The following is a 17,768-nucleotide window of genomic DNA, read 5'->3' as shown; positions in this document are numbered from 1 at the left end:
AACTCCCTAATGCTTGACCGCGCCTTCTGTCAGGGCGCGTACGAAGTATCGTTGCAGGACGAGGAACAGCACCACGACGGGCACGCTCATCATGAAGCTCGCCGCCATCAGGCCCGGAAAGTCCGTCGTGTTTTCCGAGAAGAAGCGCTGGATGCCGACCGGCAGCGTCAACTGGTCGTTCTTGGAGAGGAAGGTGTAGGCGTAGATGTACTCGTTCCACGCGCCGATGAAGGAATAGATCGCGGTGGCGATGATCCCAGGCGTCGAGAGCGGCATCACGATCATGATGAAGGCCTGGAACCGCGTTGCCCCGTCGATGCGCGCCGCCTGCTCGAGCTGCACCGGGATATTGTCATAGAAACCCTTGAGCAGCCAGATCGCCAGGGGCAGGCCGAAGGTGAGGTAGGTCAGGATCAGCGAGCCATGCGTGTTCACCAGCCCGATCGCGCGCATCAGGATGAAGAGCGGCACGAGAAAGATCACTGCCGGGAACATATTGCGCAGCAGCACGGCGAAGAACAGGAAGTTCCGGCCCGGGAAAGTGAAGCGCGAAAACGCATAGGCCGCGGGAACAGCCACGATCACCGAAAGGATTGTCGTGACGGTCGACACGAACAGGCTGTTCCAGAAGAAGCGCAGGAAGTCCTGGCCGACACTGTTCTGCGGATCGAGGAGCTTCTGGTAGCTGGCAAGCGTGGGCTCGTCAGGCCACCATTGCGGCGGGAATTGCGTCGCCGCGAAGCCCGACTTGATCGAGGTAATCAGCATCCAGATCATCGGCAGCGCTGTGTAAAGCAGCATGAACAGAAGGAAGATGCGCCCGGCCCACCGCCATCCGTCGACGCGCATGCGGCGACGGATCTGGCCTCGAGAGGCTGTCTCGGCGATCGTGCTCATGCGCCACCCTCTTTCCGCTCATTGCCGCTCAGCGCACGGACGTAGAAGTAGCCCAGCATCATCAGGATGAGGAACAGGAGCACCGAATAGGCCGATGCCACGCCCCAGCGTTGCCGGCCGAAGGCGAGCTCGTAAATATGGGTTATCCAGATATGCGATGCGTTCGATGGTCCACCCGCGGTCATGATCCAGGGGATGATGAAGGAATTGAAGTTGGCCACGGCAAGCAGCAGGATCGTCACCACCGAGACGTTGCGCAAGTGCGGGAAGGTGACGTGCCAGAAACGCTGCCATGCATTGGCCCCGTCGACTTTCGCGGCGCGCAACAACTGGTCGGGCACAGTCTGCAGGCCGGCCATCATCATGATCATGGCAAATGGAAACTCGCGCCAGATATTGACGACGATCAGGGCGGGGAGCACCGTGCTGACGTTGTCGATGAAATTCGGCGGCCGGTCGGTCAATCCAAGGCCCACCAGCACCGCGCCGATGATGCCGAAATCCGAATGGTAGATCCACTTCCAGATATAGGAGGCGGCGACCGCGCTGATCACCCAGGGAATGATCAGGATGGCACGCAGGATGCCACGGCCGACAAAGTCGCGGTGCAGCGCCAGCGCCGTGGCAAACCCCAGGACAAAGGAGATGAAAGTCGACCCGAATGTCCAGATCAGGGTGTTCCAGGTGACTTTCCAGAACACCTCACTGGTGAGGATGGTGGTGTAGTTGTCGAAGCCGATGAAGGTCTTGTCGCGGAGCTGCAGGCCCGGCGGCGTCTTATAGAATGACAGCTCGATCGTGTAATAGATCGGATAGGCGATGACGACGAGCATCACGGCGATCGCGGGGAGCACGTATGCGTAGTCGGCGCGATGCTCCCACATGTTCCGCAACGCGCCGGACCTGCCGGGTTGCGATTTTCGGCGAGCCTCGGCCTTGCCGGTCACGATCGTCACTGTGGCTTGCCCTTGTTCTTCGGAATGAACCAGCTGCACTCTCGGTGCAGCCGGCCAGATCGGAGGTCAGGTCCGGACTAGAGTCCGCCCATCAGGTCCTTCACCTTCTTGGCCGCGTCGTCCGCTGCCTGGTCGACGGTCATCGCTCCGGTCAGGGCATTCTGCAGCATGTCCGGGACGATGATGTTCATGATCTCGGGCGACTCCGGCAGCGCCGGGAACGGGATCCCATACGGCAGCATCGAGGTCGTGACATCGAGGAACTTGATGTGGTCCAGACGTTCCTTCATCCATTTGGTCTTGAAGCCGTTGAGGTTGCCCGGGTTGGAGCCGGCATAGGCCATCTTCAGCGACCATTCCGGGCTCGTCCACATGCAGATGATCGCCTTCGCGGCCGGCTCGTCCACCTTGCCGCCCTCGACATATTCGGGCTTCAGGATGTGAATGTTCGAGCCGCCGAACACGACGGCGCGCTTGCCGTCAGGGCCAGTCGGGATCAGGCCGTAGCGCATATTGTCGATGACGGTCTGCGCCTTCTCCTTGTCGGTGCCCGTCGCCTTTGCCTGCAGGTCGAGCATGACGTTGTAGTCGGACGGGTGCGAGATCATCATGCCCAGCTGGCCGGCTACGAACAGAGGCTGGTTGTCGGCCTGCTGGTTGGTAAGTGCCGAGACCGGAACCGACTTGTCGCGGACATACATGTCGTATGAGGCTTGCAGCGCCGCCTTGCTCTGCGGGCTGTCGAGCTCCACCTCCTTGTAAGTCGGGTTCGCGGTGGCTTCGTCGAAGACGCCGCCGCCATAGGCCCACAACTGCGGCATGAAGCGATAGGGCGTATTGCCGGCATTCTTGCGGGCCACGAGGCCGTAGCCGGCAATGCCGAGCTTGTCGTGGATCTGCTTGGAATATTTGACGACGTCGTCCCAGGTTGCCGGAGCCTTGTCCGGATCGAGGCCCGCACGCTTGAAGATGTCGGCGTTCCAGATGAACGCCATCGTCTCGTTGTTCGTCGGTATGCCGTAGGTCACCCCATCCCAGGTCACGGCCTTCATGGCGCCCGGCCAGAAATCCTCGGTCGAATAGCCGACATCCTCTGGTTTGAGCGGCTGCAGATAGCCCTTCGAGGCGAATTCGGTACCGCCCAGGATTTGCAGGCGGACCGCCATCGGCGCGGCATTGCCCAGGAGCGCCGTGCGGAATTTGTCGAGAAGGTCGTTATAGGTGAGGGCCTGTTCCTCGAGCTGGATGTTCGGATAGGTCTTGCGGAAAGTCTCGAAGAAATCCTTGTAGTACTGGCGCAGGAGGTCGGGATCGCCCTCGAACACGCCCTGATACCAGAAAGTCAGTCGCCCCTTGTAATCGAGCGGGGTGACCTTGCCGCAATCGCCGGCCGTGTCGAATTCCTGTGTTCCGGCGATGGAGCGCACATATTCGGGCGACCATTTGCTCAGGTCGACCGGCGGCGCACCCAGCGCCGATGTGGACATAAGCGATGCCGCCAAAACACCGACGACAGTGCCGCGCAGGACCGCACTGCCGAGCATGATCCTCGTCATAGGTATCCTCCCTGGTTCTCCGCCCTGCGATCGCGAGGATGGTTCTTTTAGTAAGGTGTATCCTCTCGATCACTTAGTACGTTTTCAGATCATGGATTGCCTGTCAACGAGCCAGATCGTACATTGTGTAGGGAAACTGTGCGTGATATCGGACAGACTGTGTATTAATTTGGGGAGCCGGCCCTTGGCCGAAACAAACGACTTTAAAGCAAAGCCACCTCCGGGGATCGACGCCATCGGAGCCTCCAGCGAGGGCGCCTCCCTTTACGAACTAATAAGGGAAGAAATCATCGAGGGACGGCTCGCCGCCAACGAACGGCTTGTCGTCACCGATCTCGCGCGCCGCCACGGCACTTCGACCAACCCCGTGCGCGAGGCCCTGCAACTGTTGCGGGGCGAGGGATTCGTCATCTTTTCTCCCAATCGCGGCGCGCGTGTAAGGCCCATTGATCAGGACTTTGTTCGCGACATCTACGAGATCGGTGTTCTGATCGAACCAGCCTTGACGCGATGGTTTGTGGGCATGGCCACCGGCGAGGACATCGCCGAACTGGAACGTATCCAAGGCCTGATTGAAGAGAACAACTTTGCCGACACATTCAGGCACAGTGAGCTGGATACCGCCTTTCACACCGTGATGTACCAGCGGCACTATAACCGCCATGCCGCCGAACTCTGGTGGAAGCATCGCGAAGTGCTGCGAGCGGTGAGCCGACGCTTCAATTTCACGCTCGCGCGGCGTGCCGCGATCATTCGCGAACACCGCGAACTCATTGCGCTCATAAAAGCGGGAGAGGCAGACAAGGCAGCCGAACTCATTTCCCGTCATGTCGAGGGTTCCGGCCGGCATGTTCTCGAACACATGCGTGCGCGCAACGCCGCTCGGGCCGGATAGGACGAGGGTCAGGTCTGGAACATCGTGGCTGACCCTCACTGGCAAAGGTAGTTGAAATGAAAATCACCAGCGTTCGGCCGTGGCTGATCAAGTCCGATGCTTCTTATTGGGGGGAATTCCTGTTCGTCGAGGTGACGACAGACGAGGGGCTGAGCGGCTGGGGAGAGATCACCACCACCACCAAGCTCGCCAACCGCGCCCTCTGCACGATCCTTCGACAGATCGGAGCCGCGGTGACGGGCGAGGATCCGGCGCGCATCGAGTATCTCTGGCACAAGATCTTCCGCAGCTTCACCTATATGGGCAGTCGTGGCGCCGCGGTCGAATGCGTGAGCGCGATCGACATAGCCCTCTGGGATCTCAGGGGCAAAGCTCTCGGCAAGCCGATCTACGAGCTGTTGGGCGGGCCAGTCCGTGATGAAATCGCGCTCTACACCCACCCAAACCAGGCCAAATTCACCAGCAAGGATGCTGTGGTCCGCGAAATCCTGCACATCGTCGAATCCGGACACACTGCTCTCAAGTTCGATCCTTTCCCCCACCAGGGTCGCGGTGCCGGCGGCGTGTCCCGCGAACAGCGGGACGGCTATCTCGATGGCGGCATGACCCGCAAGGATGAGCGCGAGGCTGCCGAACTCACGGCTCTGGTCCGCGAAACGGCGGGACCCGATGTCGACATCCTCATCGATGCGCACGGCCGCTTCGACGTTCCGACCGCCATTCGCCTCTGTCGCAGCCTCGAGGAAGCCGGCCAGATCGACTGGTTCGAGGAGCCGTGCCCGCCCGAGAGCCTTAACGCCCTCAAGCAGGTGCGCGAGAAGGTCAGTGCGGCCATCTCGTGGGGCGAGCGCGGCCACACGAAGTGGGATTTCGTGCCGGTTCTCGAGAACAAGCTCGCCGACTACATCATGCCCGACGTCACCTGGACCGGCGGCATTACCGAACTCAAGAAGATCTCCGCTCTGTGCGAAGCCTATTACATCCCGGTCTCGCCACATGACGCCGCCGGGCCGATCAACGTGGTCGCGGGAGCACAGGTGATGATGACCGTTCCGAACTTCTACAAGCTCGAGACGTCGGAGTGGAATTTGGGCAAGTACGATCATCTTGTCGACAGGCCGCTCGACGTTTCGAACGGCAGCCTCAAGCTCTCGTTGAGGCCGGGTCTCGGCATCGAGATGAACCGCGATTACCTGCAAGCCCATGAGATCGAACTGGGCTAGCAACGTTGTCGGCAGCATGCGGGCGACAAGCCTGCAAATCAGAACGAGGATAAGTCATGCCAAAGACGGATGGAGCCGACGAGGCCCTCAACCGGGTCAACACCAACTCGAAGCCGTCCGAGCTTCGCATCACCGACATGCGGGTGGCCGAAATCGTCGGCGCGCCGTTCACCTCGGCGCTGCTCAAGATCTACACCAACCAGGGCATCGTTGGGCTTGGCGAGGTGCGCGACGGCGCCAGCGCCACTTACGCGCTGATGCTGAAGAGCCGGCTGCTTGGTGAAAACCCCTGCGACATCGACCGTCTGTTTCGCCGGATCAAGCAGTTCGGCGGGCATGGCCGGCAGGGCGGCGGCGTCTCGGCGGTCGAAATCGCGCTGTGGGACCTCGCCGGCAAGGCCTATGGCGTGCCGATCTACCAGATGCTGGGCGGCAAGTTTCGCGATCACGTGCGCGTCTATTGCGATACCGACGCCGAGAAACCCAGCGGCACCGAAACCGGCAAGCGCCTCAAGGAACGCATGGGCCGCGGGTTCACCTTTTTGAAGATGGACCTGGGCTTGATGCAGATCGCCCATGTCCCGGGCGCCGTGGTCGCACCTGCCGGCGCGCTCGAAGGGTTTCACGGCAACCCGCGCGGCCGCGGTGGCTCGTTCGAGGAGCGAAAGGCCCGCAATCTCGCTTATGACGCGCAGAACGTGCAGCACCCGTTCACAGGCCTGCACTTCACCGAAAAGGGGATAGACCTGCTCGAGCAGTATATCCACGAGGTTCGCGAGGTCATCGGATACGAGATCCCGCTTGCCATCGACCATGTCGGCCACATCTCGCTGCAGGATGGCATACGCCTGTCGCGCCGTATCGAGAAATACGTTCCGGCATGGCTGGAGGACGTGATCCCCTGGCAATACACCGAGCAGTACCGGCAATTGCAGCAGGCTACCACGGTGCCGATCTGCACCGGCGAGGACGTCTACCTCAAGGAAGGCTTCGAGCCGCTGCTCAAGAGCGGCGGCCTCTCGGTCATCCACCCCGACCTGCTCACCAGTGGGGGCATTCTCGAGACCAAGAAGATCGGCGATATGGCGCAGGATCACGGTGTCGCCATGGCGATCCATATGGCCGAAAGTCCAATCGCCGCGATGGCCGCCGCGCATGTCGCCACCGCGACCGAGAACTTCATGGCGCTCGAATACCACTCCGCCGATGTCGGCTGGTGGGACGATATCGTCACCGGCCTGCCCAAGCCGCTTGTCAAGGACGGCTTCATCACCGTGCCCGACAAGCCGGGGCTGGGCATAGACGATGTGGTCGACGAGGTGATCACCCAGCATCTGCAGCCCGGTGTCACGGGGATATGGCAATCCACCGAGCATTGGGACAATGAATATAGCTGGGACCGGACCTGGAGTTAGCCCAGACCCCTTGCCCTCATTCCCCCAGGCTCACAGGGCCAACGACCGACCATTCGTGTCGACCGCTCCCAAGGGAGAGGCGAAGAAAGAAACGGACGAAACCATGATCTACGAACTGCGTATCTATGACTGCCTGCCGGGCAGACTGCCGACTTTGCTCAAGCGCTTTTCCGACCAAACGCTGGCCATTTGGGAGAGGCATGGCATCCGCCAAGCCGGGTTTTTCACCACGGCGATCGGCGAAAACAGCAATCGCCTCACCTATTTCCTCGCCTGGGAATCGCTGGCCGAGCGTGAGGCGAAATGGGCGGCTTTCGTCGCCGATCCGGCATGGCACAGGGCCCGGGACGAGTCTGAGCGCGACGGGCAGATCATTGCCAATATCAGCAGCCAGCTGCTCACGCCGACAGCTTTCTCGTCTGTGAAATAGGACTGCGCCATGAAGATCACCGACCTGCGGTGCGCCGTAATCGGCAAACATCCCATCGTCCGTATCGTCACCGACGAAGGTCTCTACGGCCTTGGCGAGGTCGAATACACCAAGCCTTATCTCAAGCCATGGGTGCTGCATTTCCGCGAGGCGCTGATTGGCGAGGATCCGACCGACGTCGAGCGGGTCATGTTGAAGATCCGCCAACGCGGCTCTTTCAAGCCCTATGGCGCGGCGGTCAGCGCCATTGAACATGCGCTGTGGGACATAGCCGGCAAGGCCGCCGGCGTGCCGGCCTACAAGCTGCTAGGCGGCAAGGTGCGCGACAAGGTGCGCGTCTACAACGGCTCGATCCGCCAGAAGCGCACGGGCGACCGGCCGGAGGACTACGCCGCCGACGTCAAATGGATGATGGAGCAGCCGCAGAACTTCTTCATGGTCAAGCAAGGAATCTCGTTCCATTCCAACATGAAGGACACCATCGAGGACTTCCATTACGGCGTGACGCAGAAGAAGGCCGGCTATCATGGTGCGATGGATCAGGGTGTGATCAGCGAACGTGGTTTCAACCACATGCTCGACTGCGTGATCGCGATGAAGGAAGTGCTGGGGGACAAGGTCAGCCTGGCACTCGACTGCGGCCCGGGCTGGATGCTGCCCGATGCGATCAAATTCGCTCGCGCGGTCGAGAAATACAATTTGATGTGGCTCGAGGACATGCTGACCGGCGACTATGTACCGTGGGTCAATCCGCAGGCCTACCGGGAGCTGACCACCTCCACCTCGACGCCCATCCATACCGGCGAGCAGATTTACCTCAGGCACAATTTCAAGGAGCTGATCGAGACGCAGGCGGTGCGCGTCATCGGCCCCGATCCTGCCGACATTGGCGGCATTGCCGAGCTCAAATGGGTCGCCGAGCACGCCTATATGCACTCAATCCTGATGGCGCCGCACGGCACCGCGAACGGCCTGCTGGGCCTAGGCGCGCTGATCAATGTCTGCGCTACCTTGCCCGCCAACTACGTCGCGTTCGAATATCCCAGCGCCTCGGACCCGTGGTGGAACGACATCGTCATCGGCCTGCCCAAGCAGATCGTGAAGGACAGCATGGTGGATCTGCTGGAAGTACCGGGGCTAGGTCTCGACATCGACGCCGAAGGCGCCAGGAAGTATTTGCTGGCGGAGGATGCCGGCTTCTTCGATTGATTGGGGCCGGTGGCCCTCGATCTCATCGACCGAGGGCATACTTCAAAGTGCGGATGCGAGCGGCTACTATTGGAGCGTAGCCTGCACACCTTGCAACAACGGAAATCGGCGCATTGTTGACGTGCGCCGGCCTTGTTTAGTTATGGCGGATCTCGGTCCCGAGCACCTTCAGGCATTCGCGGATGAAGGCAGCGAGGGCTGTCCAACCCTTGGCCGACACCATGGTGCCATCGACGAAGGCTTCCGTGGGAGAGAGGTCGACATAGGTTCCGCCTGCCAACGTCACTTCCGGTTCGCAAGCGGCGAGCGCGCCAACCTTCTTGCCGCGCACGACGCCGTCCACGGCAATCAGAATCTGGACCCCATGGCAGATCGTGAAAATCGGTTTCCGGGTGTCGTGGAAGTGGCGCACCATGGCTTGCACACGCTTATCCGTGCGAATGTATTCCGGGCCGCGGCCGCCAGCGCAGTATACGGCGTGGTATTGATCGAGCTGCTTTTCCGCCTCAGAGAACGTCTTGTTGATCACCTGAAAGTGGCCGAGTTTTTCGGTGTAGGTCTGGTCGCCCTCGAAGTCGTGCAGGGAGGTCTTGATGAGATCTCCGGCCTGCTTGTCCGGGCAGACCACGTGGACGGTGTGGCCGACCGCTTCCATCGCCTGCTGGTAGACGAAGATCTCGTACTCCTCGGTGAACTCGCCGGTGAGCATCAATATTTTCTTGCCTGACATAGTCGGTTCCTCTGTCGTGTGAAAAAAGCCGGCGAACCATGCCGCGCCCCGCATTGGCTTTGTCCGTCCTCAGAATGGTGAGTTGGGGAAGTAGTATTCCTCGGCGTTGTCGTTGGTGGTCAGTGGCGCGGACATCGGTTTAGCCTCAATCGAAGGCCGGCAGCAGGCGATCGCGCGAGTGCTCGATGTGCGCGCGCATTGCTTTCGCGGCCGCATCGGGATCGGCCGAACCGAACGCCGCAAGGATCGCCTCATGCTCGTCCAGCGCCTCCTCGGTCACGCGGGAGTGGTACATCAGGCGAAAAATGTGGAAGTGGGTGTGTTGATAACCCAGCGTCTCGCGAATGAGCTCGTTTTCGGCATATTCCATGATCTTGTTGTGGAAAATCGCGTCCTGCCGGGCGAAGTTTGAGTAGCGCAGACGCTCGTCCTTGCCCTCGCGGCGCGACATCACGCCTGCTGCCTCCAGCAGCGTGCCGAGTTTGGCCTCGTCCATCGCGGCAGCGGCCTTCGCCGCGCCGTGCGGTTCGAGCAGGAGACGCATTTCGTACAATTCGTCGAAACGGCGCCGGCTGATCTGCGGTGCGGCGCGGTATCCGATCAGATGCGTCTTCAGAACCAGGCCTTCGCCTTCCAGACGCCCGAGCGCTTCGCGGATCGGCGTATGGGAAACGTCGAACTCCTTGACCAAATTGTCGACGGTGATGCGTGAACCGGGCGCGATCTTCAGCGACATCAGCTGCGCGAAAATGGCCTCGTAGACGTCCTCGGCCAGGCTGCTCGCGCGCTGGATGCGACCCGCTCCCGTGGGTGCTTCACCATTATTGCTCAAAATGACAGGTTGCATTCTTTCGCCTCTCGACAAGGGAGACTGCTAACACGAGGGTTTGACCGATGCAATACTATATCCTATACGATTTTATCGGTGCCGTTCTGTTCAGGATCTTCGGTGCGGATTTTGCAATGCGAGTTTCTCCGACGCCCTTCAAGGATGCAGCCTGTCATGAGCCTTCTCACAGCCCTCCGGCTCCCACGCGAAATTCTATTCGGGAAGGGGCAACGCCATGCACTGCCGGTCGTGGCCGCTCGCTACGGCCGACGCGCCCTGGTCTGCACCGACGAGCGTTTCGCCGGTACGGCCGTGTTCGCCGAAATCGTGGCATCCTTGCAGGCAGCGTCGATCGAAGTGCTGGTCCATGACGATGTCCTCCCGGATGTGCCGCGCGACTCCGTGGCGGTGTGCGTCGAGGAAGCGCGGGGCTTTGGGCCCGATATGGTGATCGGGATCGGCGGCGGCAGCTGTCTCGATTTCGCCAAATGCGCCGCCTTGCTGATCAGCCACGGCGGCGAACTCCACGACTACTGCGGCGAGTTCAAGGTTCCGGGACCGACGCTGCCGCTGATCGCCGTGCCGACCACGGCGGGCACAGGGTCGGAGGTGACACCCGTCGCGGTGATCTCCGATCCGGACCGCACGCTCAAAGTCGGCATATCGAGCCCCCATCTGATCGCTGCCGTTGCCATCTGCGACCCCGAACTGACGATGACCTGTCCGCCGGGCTTGACGGCGATCGCCGGTGCGGACGCCCTCACGCATGCGATCGAGGCCTTCACGGCTATGCGCCGGGACGGTGACTTCACTCTGCCGCAACGCCACGTCTTCATCGGCAAGACGCCGCTGACCGATCATTTCGCGCTGCTGGCCGTCAAACTGCTCGGCCGCAGCCTGGAAAAGGCGTTTACTGACGGCGGCGACGCAGAGGCGCGCGCCGACGTGATGATGGGAGCGCTGGCGGCGGGTTGCGCGTTCGGCACCGCCGGCACGGCGGCCGCACACGCCGTGCAATACCCGGCAGGCGCGCTCACACACACGCCGCATGGGCTGGGGGTGGCGACAATGATGCCTTATGTCATGAGCTACAACAGCCGTGTGGCCGCGGCGGAGATCGCCGAAATAGGGATTGCTCTTGGCCTTGAGCCGCACGGTCGGAGCGCCGGCGAAATGGCGGGCGCGACCATCGAGGAGATCAGGCGTTTGTTTGCGGCGATCGGTATCACTCCGACGCTGGCCGGCCTGGGGCTTCCGGCCGACAAACTCGACTGGACCGCCGAGCAGGCACTCGGCATCGATCGGCTGATCAAGAACAACCCGCGCCCATTCGACCTCACCGCCATGCGCCGCCTTGTCCAGGCTGCCTATGACGGCGATCTCAACGCCTGCGCCATGTGAACGTCAGGAACAAGACGATGAACCTTCCCTATAATGCCTCCCAGCTCGATCAGGATCCGTACGAAGTGCGGGGTTTTCCGCACCGACTCTACATTGGCGGACAATGGCTGCCGTCTTCCGACGGCGGGCTCGTTGAGGTCATCGATCCATCCTCAGGTGCGGTAATCGCGGCGGTTCCCGATGCGACCCTGGAGGACGCCGCCGCAGCAGTCGAGACAGCGGCCAAGGCCGCCAAGGGGTGGCGCGAGACCGCGCCACGCAAGCGCTCGGAGATTCTCAGGCGCTGTTTCGAGCTGATGGTCGAGCGGTCGGAGACGCTTGCCATGCTGATCTCGCTGGAGAACGGCAAGGCACTACGCGACGCGCGCGGCGAGGTGGCTTACGCAGCCGAATTCTTCCGCTGGAACGCCGAGGAAGCTGTTCGCATCACCGGCGAGTTCGGCACCGCTCCATCCGGAACCAACCGGATCGTGGTCGACTATCAGCCGATCGGCATCTGCGTCCTCATCACGCCGTGGAATTTCCCCGCCGCGATGGCGACACGCAAGATCGCACCGGCCCTCGCGGCAGGCTGCACGGTCATTCTGAAGCCGGCCAGCGAGACGCCGCTGACCGCCTATGCACTCGCCGCGCTCTACAGCGAAGCCGGCGTCCCGGACGGCGTCGTGAACGTGCTGACGACGTCGACACCCGGCCCCCTGACGTCGGCCATGCTGGCCGATCCGCGCGTCAGGAAGCTCTCCTTCACCGGCTCGACCGGGATCGGCCGCGCCTTGCTCGCCGAGGCCGCCAAGCATGTGATCTCCTGTTCCATGGAGCTTGGCGGCAACGCGCCCTTCATCGTCTTCGACGATGCCGATCTCAATGCGGCCCTCGATGGCGCCATGATCGCCAAAATGCGCAATGCCGGCGAAGCCTGTACCGCCGCCAACCGCATTTACGTCCAGTCGGGCATCCACGATGCGTTCGCCGACGGCCTGTCCCGGCGCATGGCCGCGCTCAAGATCGGCGCCGGCACCAGGGCAGAGACGGAATGTGGACCCATGATCACCAGGAAGGCGGTCGACAAGATCGACCGGCTGGTCAAGGATGCGGTCAATCGGGGTGCCAAAGTGTTGTGCGGCGGCTCGGTGCTTGAAGGAGATGGCTTTTTCTATCCTCCGACCGTCCTGTCCGAAGTCTCGCCGGACGCCGATATGGCGCATGAGGAGATATTCGGCCCGGTGGCGCCCATCACCCGCTTCGAAAGCGAGGCGCAAGCCATCCTCCACGCCAACAACACCGAATACGGCCTCGCCGCCTATCTCTACACGCGCGATGTGGCCCGCGGCATGCGGGTGGCCTCGGAGATCGAGGCCGGCATGATCGGCCTTAACCGCGGCTTGATGTCGGATCCCGCAGCGCCCTTCGGCGGGGTAAAGCAGAGCGGCCTCGGGCGGGAAGGGGGCCAGCATCACGGCATCGCCGAGTTCATGGAGGCCAAATACATCGCTGTAACCTTCTGAGCGGACACCATGTCGAAGGATCCTTTTCGCACCCGCGACCACGTTGCCGATTTCGATGACATCGTGGCCGATATCGTCGCCCGCAGCGCCGCGACGCGGGCAGCGCTGCCCATGCTGGCGGATGTCGCCTATGGCCCGCACGAGGCCGAGCGCCTCGACCTGTTCTTTCCGGAGGGACCGCGTAAGGACCTCCCGGTGCACATCTTCATCCATGGCGGCTACTGGCGCATGTTCACCAGAAGCGATTATTCCTACATTGCCGAAACGGTCACGAGCGCCGGGGCAATCGCGGTCGTGATCGATTATGCGCTGATGCCTGCCGTCAGGATGGCGGCAATCGTCGACCAGGTCCGGCGCGCGAGGCAATGGGTGCTGGATAATATCGCCGGCCATGGCGGCGATCCCGGCCGGCTAAGCGTCAGCGGCCATTCCGCCGGGGCGCATCTGGCGACCTTTTTGTTCAACGAGGGTTCGGCCCCTTCGGCGGCACTCCTGCTCGGCGGGCTTTACGATTTGAAGCCCCTTCAGCATTCCTTCCTCGAGCCTTTGATAGGTCTCACCGACACGGAAGTTGAGGCATTTTCGCCGATGAGCAAATCCCACTCTCCCCGGACGAAAGTCACGGTGTTGGTCGGCGAGCGGGAGACGGAACCTTTTCACCAGCAGGCCAGCTTGTTTGCTGACCGCCTGACGGGGCAAGGCCTGGGTGTGTCGAAGGGCGTGCTCGAGGGTCGCAACCACATGGATAGCGTACGTGATTTGGGACTGCGCGGGACAATCGCGGGCGACTGGCTTCACGACGTCGTCGTGACCGGATAGATTCGACCCGCGTCGGTACTGCGGCCGCACGATGCTGTCTCATTGGTTCGAGAGTTCAGGCCTCGACATCGTCGCGACACGGGTGGAATCCGACACTGGTCCCGATGGGCAGACGCTGTTGAACTTTTTGACTTATTGAAAGATTGGTATGCGAAGCATACTCCGCTTTCTCATCCTGAATTCTGAATTCCACAGCCTCGCCTTCACCGAGACGGGAGCCCTCCCGAACCGCTCGATCGTCAAGTATCACGCAGCGGGTCGGGAGGGCGTTTCAAATGAAGTGCCCTGCTTGTCCACTTGCGACCTGTTCCGCGGTCGAGTTCCCGGACCCGCCCCGGAGGGGTGGGCACTGAGAGCCCGATTTCTGCAGCGGCTTCAGATGCCCCAAGGCTTAGGAGCGTGAAGGGGGCTCTCGTCACCGCACACTCGTTCGCTTCTCGGATGAATATGTATGCAGGCGCGGCATGGAGGCCTTGAATGTGGGGTGGTCCTTGTGAACCGCTCAAGCCGACCTCGATCACGCTCAGCGTCCTCTTAGCTGGGGCAACATCGATACGAGCCACCCGTCAGAGCATCAGAATCGTAGATTGCCCTGCTTGAGCAAATCCCGACGCACGCGAGGCCCCAGGGCCCGAAACACCATCATCGGGAATGAACGTCACGCCGACTTTCTCATAAGCGTCCTGCAACCTGCGGCGGGTTTCCACCGCGACCGTTTCGTCATTGCGCTCGATGCGCAGGATCGTACGCCGGCCACTCCGGTGAGCTTCGCCAGTTCTCGTTGGCCAATGCCGATGACGACACGTGCTGCCCTTAAAAGCGCGCCACAAAAGCCCGCTTGCTTTTCAATTAACAGTCCTAGCGCAATGCCGAGCGGCACCGGATCAGCGATGAATGTGGGGTCGCTCCCCTACCGGAACCGACCCGCGACTGCTGGCCATCAATGCGCGGCTAGCGTCAACCTTCGCGAAAAAGGAATGAGCATCGGTACCTTTCGCGAGTACGAGACATATTCTGGAAAGGCCAAGGACAAGACGTGTTCTTCGTTCAAGATCCGCCAGTATTGAATCGCGAAATTCACCGCGACCGACGTGATGACCACGGGTGACGGATTGGCCGCGACGGCTCCGACCATGAAGAGCGATTCCGCGAGATAAAGTGGATGACGGACAATGGCATAAGGACCGCGCGTTACCAATCGGCGTGCCTGCGCATCGATCGAAAACGATCGGCCGAGCCAGAGAAGGCAATAAGCAGAGCCCGTCATGCCCGCGAAAACCAGCAATGCCGCGATGGTTTGCATACCCTCTGCCGGTGTTGGGCGAACCATGATGGCGATAGTCGTGAGCATAAAGGTTCCGCAGACAGCCGCGATGCGCGGCGCCCAGCCTAGGCTGATATCCTTCGGCGGGAGCCGGATGATGGTAAAAGTGACCATCAGCGTGGAGAAGACGAGCGAAGACGCCCGCGAGACGAATTGGAGCATGAAGTCGTCTGGAGACATTTGCGCGTCGCCAACGAGTGCGACGAGACGCCCAACCCCGTTAAGCACGAAAAATGCAAAAACCAGCATGAGGATCAGGCGCCCCGCGAAGTCGAACGACCAAATTTTCATGAGCCACCCTCCCTGCCACCGGAGAATGAAGCATTTCTTAACCGTGCCCGCAACTTCGTTCTTAAGAAAGCGTTAACGCTGCTCTTAACGTCGAATTAGCCGAAGCTCCCTAACTTGGGTGGATCGAACCTTGGGGCTTATGTTTCGGCAATCTGTGCGAATTCTGGTGGTCTTTGTCAGCCTCCTGATCGTGGCGGCTGGCGTTTTCATTGGCCGGCTTCCTGCTCAATGCGAGTGGAAGCTTGGCACCGGCCTCATGAGCGCATGTGTCAATCGCGCGATCATCCGGGACGGGGATCGCTTTGAGACGAAGCGGCTGCATGCCTCGGCCTGATCGGGCCGCGCTCAAGTCACTCCCGATAGAAGTCAAGGCTCGGAGGACAGGGCACTTCCTTCGTATAGAAGGCCTTTACGAACCCGCTGCGGATTGCCTCTTTGGTGACATAGTATTTGATCGGGCACCAAAGCCGTCTTGGCGGCGCGCCGGGCGGGGTGCAGGCGCCGGTGATCACAATCGGAGAGATGCTTTCCGGGTCGATCGCTCCTACCTTCGCGGAACGGTGGTCCGGTCGCTCCCGTATGTAAAGGAAGTCCCAACGATCGACTCCAACCACCCTAAGACAGCCGCCGGGCTTGAACGCGAGCGCCTGGGGCGGAAAGGCGAGGATCATGAATGCCACTAGCAGCAGTCCAGACCACACGGCCATCCTTCGCTGGAACAAATCATCAAGACCTAATGCTTCACCCAAACGATGCCGGCGGCGCGAAAGCACCGCCCGGTCGATTTCAGCAGTGGCGCACATGAACAGGTTCTTAGCCAGCATGTCGTAGTCCGGTCGGGAAGCGGGGCATTTTTGCAACATCTTGTTCAGAAGTATCTAATAAACTGTATGGCGCTGTTGGATTTTCCTTATCCGGCCTATAGCAAGTTTTGGTAGGATGAGTCTTGGGACGGTAAGATTGGGTCTTGGGGACGGGGAAAGGTCCAGAAGCGTGTTTAGGGGACTGGGGAGTTTGGCGGCAGTTGCCGTCGCCGTTTTGTTTCTGGCCAGTTGCCAGACCGGAGACATGTCATCCTATGGCGACAGCGCCGCCTCCGTGAAGGATCTGCCCGACGTGTCGTTCTACAAGACCGACGAGCTGATCGCATTGGGCAAAACCCAGTTCAAGGAAAAGAACTACGGAATGTCCTACGCGCTCTTCAAGCGTTCGGTCGAGTTGTTTCCCAAGGACCCGCAGGCTTGGCTCGGCCTTGCCGCCTCGGCCGACGAGATCGGCCGTTTCGATACGTCCGACCTGGCCTATCGCCAGCTTGCATCGATGATCGGGGGGCGGCCGGAATACTACAACAATGTCGGCTACTCCTATCTTCTGCGTGGAAATCTCCGGCAGGCCCGTCGCAATTTCCTGAAAGCCTACGAACTCGACCCGTCGAACGAGACGACCGCAAACAACCTCCAGCTACTGGCCAACAGCACGTCGTTGGCGAAGCGGACGTGACGCCATGTCTTCGCGGCGGGTTCCGAAGGACGGCTGCACTGACATGGACCGGACGGCTCGGCCTCCTCCCTTGAAAGAACCAGTCCGGCGAGGCAGCCATGCTTAGCTTCGTCGACAACCAACCGGGATCCGTGGTGTATCCTGAGAACTCGGGGCCGCCGCCGGCGGCGCCGGAGCCCTTGATGCAGAAGGCCGGAGTGGCCGGTGGCATAGCCATCACGTTGAATATCATCTCGCTTGCTTTCGCCATCGGCATGGTCGTCATGCTGATCTTTGTCTTCCAGTCGATCCGCGAAGTTGCCACGCTCGAGGATCGGCTTTCCGGCCTTGGCCAATTCGAGACGCGGCTTTCCAGGCAGTTGGACACGGTCAACCAAGGTGTCCAAAGCCAGTTCGAGGAACTGAACAAGCGGATCTCAGCGCTGCTCGACCAGACCGCGCGGCTCGAGGAGCAGGTGGCGAAGCTCACCGGCGAAAACCGGGATATGGCCGGGCGTTTGCAGGCGCTCGGAGAAGCCGGCGATCCTGCGGTTATGGTCGCTGAGCCGTCAAATGAAATCGTTCTGAGCGCTCCGCCGCAACAGCCGAAGGAAGTGGGTCCGGAACCTGTCCGTCCGGCGAACCCGGTCCAGTTCGAGCGGATCGTGTCGCCCGATGGAAAAGTAACCTACAGCAAGGTCCGCAAGTAGGTTTGCGCGGAACCAATTCTTAATGGAAGAAGTTCATCGTCCCTGCAAGATGTTGCGGGAACGACCGATGCTGAAATATGCCACCAGGTTGATCTACCT

At 61.0% G+C, this 17,768-nt stretch carries 17 protein-coding genes; 10 read left to right on the top strand and 7 right to left on the bottom strand.

The features are described from left to right. Positions 1–6: 6 nt before the first annotated feature. The 3 genes from M653_RS0125355 to M653_RS0125345 form a co-directional block, all read right to left on the bottom strand. Positions 7–897 (bottom strand): carbohydrate ABC transporter permease, encoded by an 891-nt coding sequence (locus tag M653_RS0125355; protein WP_027145844.1) that lies wholly within the window; start codon positions 895–897, stop codon positions 7–9. Continuing rightward, positions 894–1,853, bottom strand: a complete 960-nt coding sequence (locus M653_RS0125350; protein WP_027145843.1) for a sugar ABC transporter permease — start codon at positions 1,851–1,853, stop codon at positions 894–896. Before M653_RS0125350 ends, M653_RS0125355 begins: the two co-directional genes overlap by 4 nt. Positions 1,854–1,930: 77 nt before the next feature. Further along, complete coding sequence (locus tag M653_RS0125345) at positions 1,931–3,409, bottom strand: sugar ABC transporter substrate-binding protein (RefSeq protein ID WP_027145842.1); 1,479 nt, start codon at positions 3,407–3,409, stop codon at positions 1,931–1,933. 184 nt (positions 3,410–3,593) lie between these two features. Between M653_RS0125345 and M653_RS0125340 the strand changes: the two genes are divergently transcribed. The 5 genes from M653_RS0125340 (at position 3,594) to M653_RS0125320 (ending at position 8,581) form a co-directional block, all read left to right on the top strand. Then, a complete protein-coding gene (locus M653_RS0125340; protein ID WP_027145841.1) occupies positions 3,594–4,304 on the top strand; it encodes a GntR family transcriptional regulator in 711 nt (236 codons plus the stop codon). 56 nt (positions 4,305–4,360) lie between these two features. Beyond that, entirely contained in the window at positions 4,361–5,527 is a 1,167-nt protein-coding gene (locus tag M653_RS0125335) for a mandelate racemase/muconate lactonizing enzyme family protein (protein ID WP_027145840.1), read from the top strand. 56 nt (positions 5,528–5,583) lie between these two features. Further along, entirely contained in the window at positions 5,584–6,942 is a 1,359-nt protein-coding gene (locus tag M653_RS0125330) for a mandelate racemase/muconate lactonizing enzyme family protein (RefSeq protein WP_027145839.1), read from the top strand. Positions 6,943–7,045: 103 nt separating this feature from the next. Continuing rightward, positions 7,046–7,372 (top strand): NIPSNAP family protein, encoded by a 327-nt coding sequence (locus tag M653_RS0125325; protein WP_027145838.1) that lies wholly within the window; start codon positions 7,046–7,048, stop codon positions 7,370–7,372. Between the two features lie 9 nt (positions 7,373–7,381). Further along, positions 7,382–8,581 (top strand): mandelate racemase/muconate lactonizing enzyme family protein, encoded by a 1,200-nt coding sequence (locus tag M653_RS0125320; protein WP_027145837.1) that lies wholly within the window; start codon positions 7,382–7,384, stop codon positions 8,579–8,581. A 136-nt stretch (positions 8,582–8,717) separates the two neighbouring features. Here the strand turns inward: M653_RS0125320 and M653_RS0125315 are convergent, their stop codons facing one another. Both M653_RS0125315 and M653_RS0125310 read right to left on the bottom strand, forming a co-directional pair. Beyond that, complete coding sequence (locus tag M653_RS0125315) at positions 8,718–9,311, bottom strand: DJ-1/PfpI family protein (protein ID WP_027145836.1); 594 nt, start codon at positions 9,309–9,311, stop codon at positions 8,718–8,720. Between the two features lie 145 nt (positions 9,312–9,456). After that, entirely contained in the window at positions 9,457–10,158 is a 702-nt protein-coding gene (locus M653_RS0125310) for a GntR family transcriptional regulator (RefSeq protein ID WP_027145835.1), read from the bottom strand. A gap of 156 nt (positions 10,159–10,314) precedes the next feature. Between M653_RS0125310 and M653_RS0125305 the strand changes: the two genes are divergently transcribed. Genes M653_RS0125305 through M653_RS0125295 form a run of 3 tightly spaced genes read left to right on the top strand, consistent with a single transcriptional unit; the run spans position 10,315 to position 13,865 of the window. Beyond that, complete coding sequence (locus M653_RS0125305; protein ID WP_027145834.1) at positions 10,315–11,541, top strand: iron-containing alcohol dehydrogenase; 1,227 nt, start codon at positions 10,315–10,317, stop codon at positions 11,539–11,541. A gap of 17 nt (positions 11,542–11,558) precedes the next feature. Beyond that, positions 11,559–13,046 (top strand): NAD-dependent succinate-semialdehyde dehydrogenase, encoded by a 1,488-nt coding sequence (locus tag M653_RS0125300; protein WP_027145833.1) that lies wholly within the window; start codon positions 11,559–11,561, stop codon positions 13,044–13,046. A gap of 9 nt (positions 13,047–13,055) precedes the next feature. Continuing rightward, positions 13,056–13,865 (top strand): alpha/beta hydrolase, encoded by an 810-nt coding sequence (locus M653_RS0125295; RefSeq protein ID WP_027145832.1) that lies wholly within the window; start codon positions 13,056–13,058, stop codon positions 13,863–13,865. 940 nt (positions 13,866–14,805) lie between these two features. Here the strand turns inward: M653_RS0125295 and M653_RS01000000133470 are convergent. Together M653_RS01000000133470 and M653_RS0125280 are read right to left on the bottom strand one after the other, a co-directional pair. Next, positions 14,806–15,480, bottom strand: coding sequence for an isoprenylcysteine carboxylmethyltransferase family protein (locus M653_RS01000000133470; protein WP_084636853.1), 675 nt, complete (start codon positions 15,478–15,480; stop codon positions 14,806–14,808). Positions 15,481–15,830: 350 nt separating this feature from the next. Next, positions 15,831–16,304 carry a hypothetical protein gene (locus tag M653_RS0125280; RefSeq protein ID WP_027145831.1) on the bottom strand — a complete coding sequence of 158 codons (474 nt, stop codon included), beginning with the start codon at positions 16,302–16,304 and terminating at the stop codon, positions 15,831–15,833. 244 nt (positions 16,305–16,548) lie between these two features. Between M653_RS0125280 and M653_RS0125275 the strand changes: the two genes are divergently transcribed. Together M653_RS0125275 and M653_RS0125270 are read left to right on the top strand one after the other, a co-directional pair. Next, positions 16,549–16,980, top strand: coding sequence for a tetratricopeptide repeat protein (locus M653_RS0125275; RefSeq protein WP_245262326.1), 432 nt, complete (start codon positions 16,549–16,551; stop codon positions 16,978–16,980). A gap of 98 nt (positions 16,981–17,078) precedes the next feature. Next, on the top strand, positions 17,079–17,669 hold the full coding sequence (locus M653_RS0125270) for a hypothetical protein (RefSeq protein WP_027145829.1): 591 nt from the start codon (positions 17,079–17,081) through the stop codon (positions 17,667–17,669). Positions 17,670–17,768: the final 99 nt, after the last annotated feature.

Origin of the sequence: Mesorhizobium sp. WSM3626 (assembly GCF_000513935.1) — a bacterium.
In the GTDB taxonomy this organism is placed as follows: Bacteria; Pseudomonadota; Alphaproteobacteria; order Rhizobiales; family Rhizobiaceae; genus Mesorhizobium; species Mesorhizobium salmacidum.
This window is presented reverse-complemented; position numbering and strand designations above follow the sequence as displayed.

Coding starts and splice junctions, on each gene's coding strand:
- M653_RS01000000133470 (WP_084636853.1), bottom strand. CDS start 15,480: ATGAAAATTTGGTCGTTCGACTTCGCGGGGCGCCTGATCCTCATGCTG.
- M653_RS0125345 (WP_027145842.1), bottom strand. CDS start 3,409: ATGACGAGGATCATGCTCGGCAGTGCGGTCCTGCGCGGCACTGTCGTC.
- M653_RS0125310 (WP_027145835.1), bottom strand. CDS start 10,158: ATGCAACCTGTCATTTTGAGCAATAATGGTGAAGCACCCACGGGAGCG.
- M653_RS0125315 (WP_027145836.1), bottom strand. CDS start 9,311: ATGTCAGGCAAGAAAATATTGATGCTCACCGGCGAGTTCACCGAGGAG.
- M653_RS0125275 (WP_245262326.1), top strand. CDS start 16,549: ATGTCATCCTATGGCGACAGCGCCGCCTCCGTGAAGGATCTGCCCGAC.
- M653_RS0125325 (WP_027145838.1), top strand. CDS start 7,046: ATGATCTACGAACTGCGTATCTATGACTGCCTGCCGGGCAGACTGCCG.
- M653_RS0125320 (WP_027145837.1), top strand. CDS start 7,382: ATGAAGATCACCGACCTGCGGTGCGCCGTAATCGGCAAACATCCCATC.
- M653_RS0125270 (WP_027145829.1), top strand. CDS start 17,079: ATGCTTAGCTTCGTCGACAACCAACCGGGATCCGTGGTGTATCCTGAG.
- M653_RS0125355 (WP_027145844.1), bottom strand. CDS start 897: ATGAGCACGATCGCCGAGACAGCCTCTCGAGGCCAGATCCGTCGCCGC.
- M653_RS0125335 (WP_027145840.1), top strand. CDS start 4,361: ATGAAAATCACCAGCGTTCGGCCGTGGCTGATCAAGTCCGATGCTTCT.
- M653_RS0125330 (WP_027145839.1), top strand. CDS start 5,584: ATGCCAAAGACGGATGGAGCCGACGAGGCCCTCAACCGGGTCAACACC.
- M653_RS0125300 (WP_027145833.1), top strand. CDS start 11,559: ATGAACCTTCCCTATAATGCCTCCCAGCTCGATCAGGATCCGTACGAA.
- M653_RS0125280 (WP_027145831.1), bottom strand. CDS start 16,304: ATGCTGGCTAAGAACCTGTTCATGTGCGCCACTGCTGAAATCGACCGG.
- M653_RS0125305 (WP_027145834.1), top strand. CDS start 10,315: ATGAGCCTTCTCACAGCCCTCCGGCTCCCACGCGAAATTCTATTCGGG.
- M653_RS0125295 (WP_027145832.1), top strand. CDS start 13,056: ATGTCGAAGGATCCTTTTCGCACCCGCGACCACGTTGCCGATTTCGAT.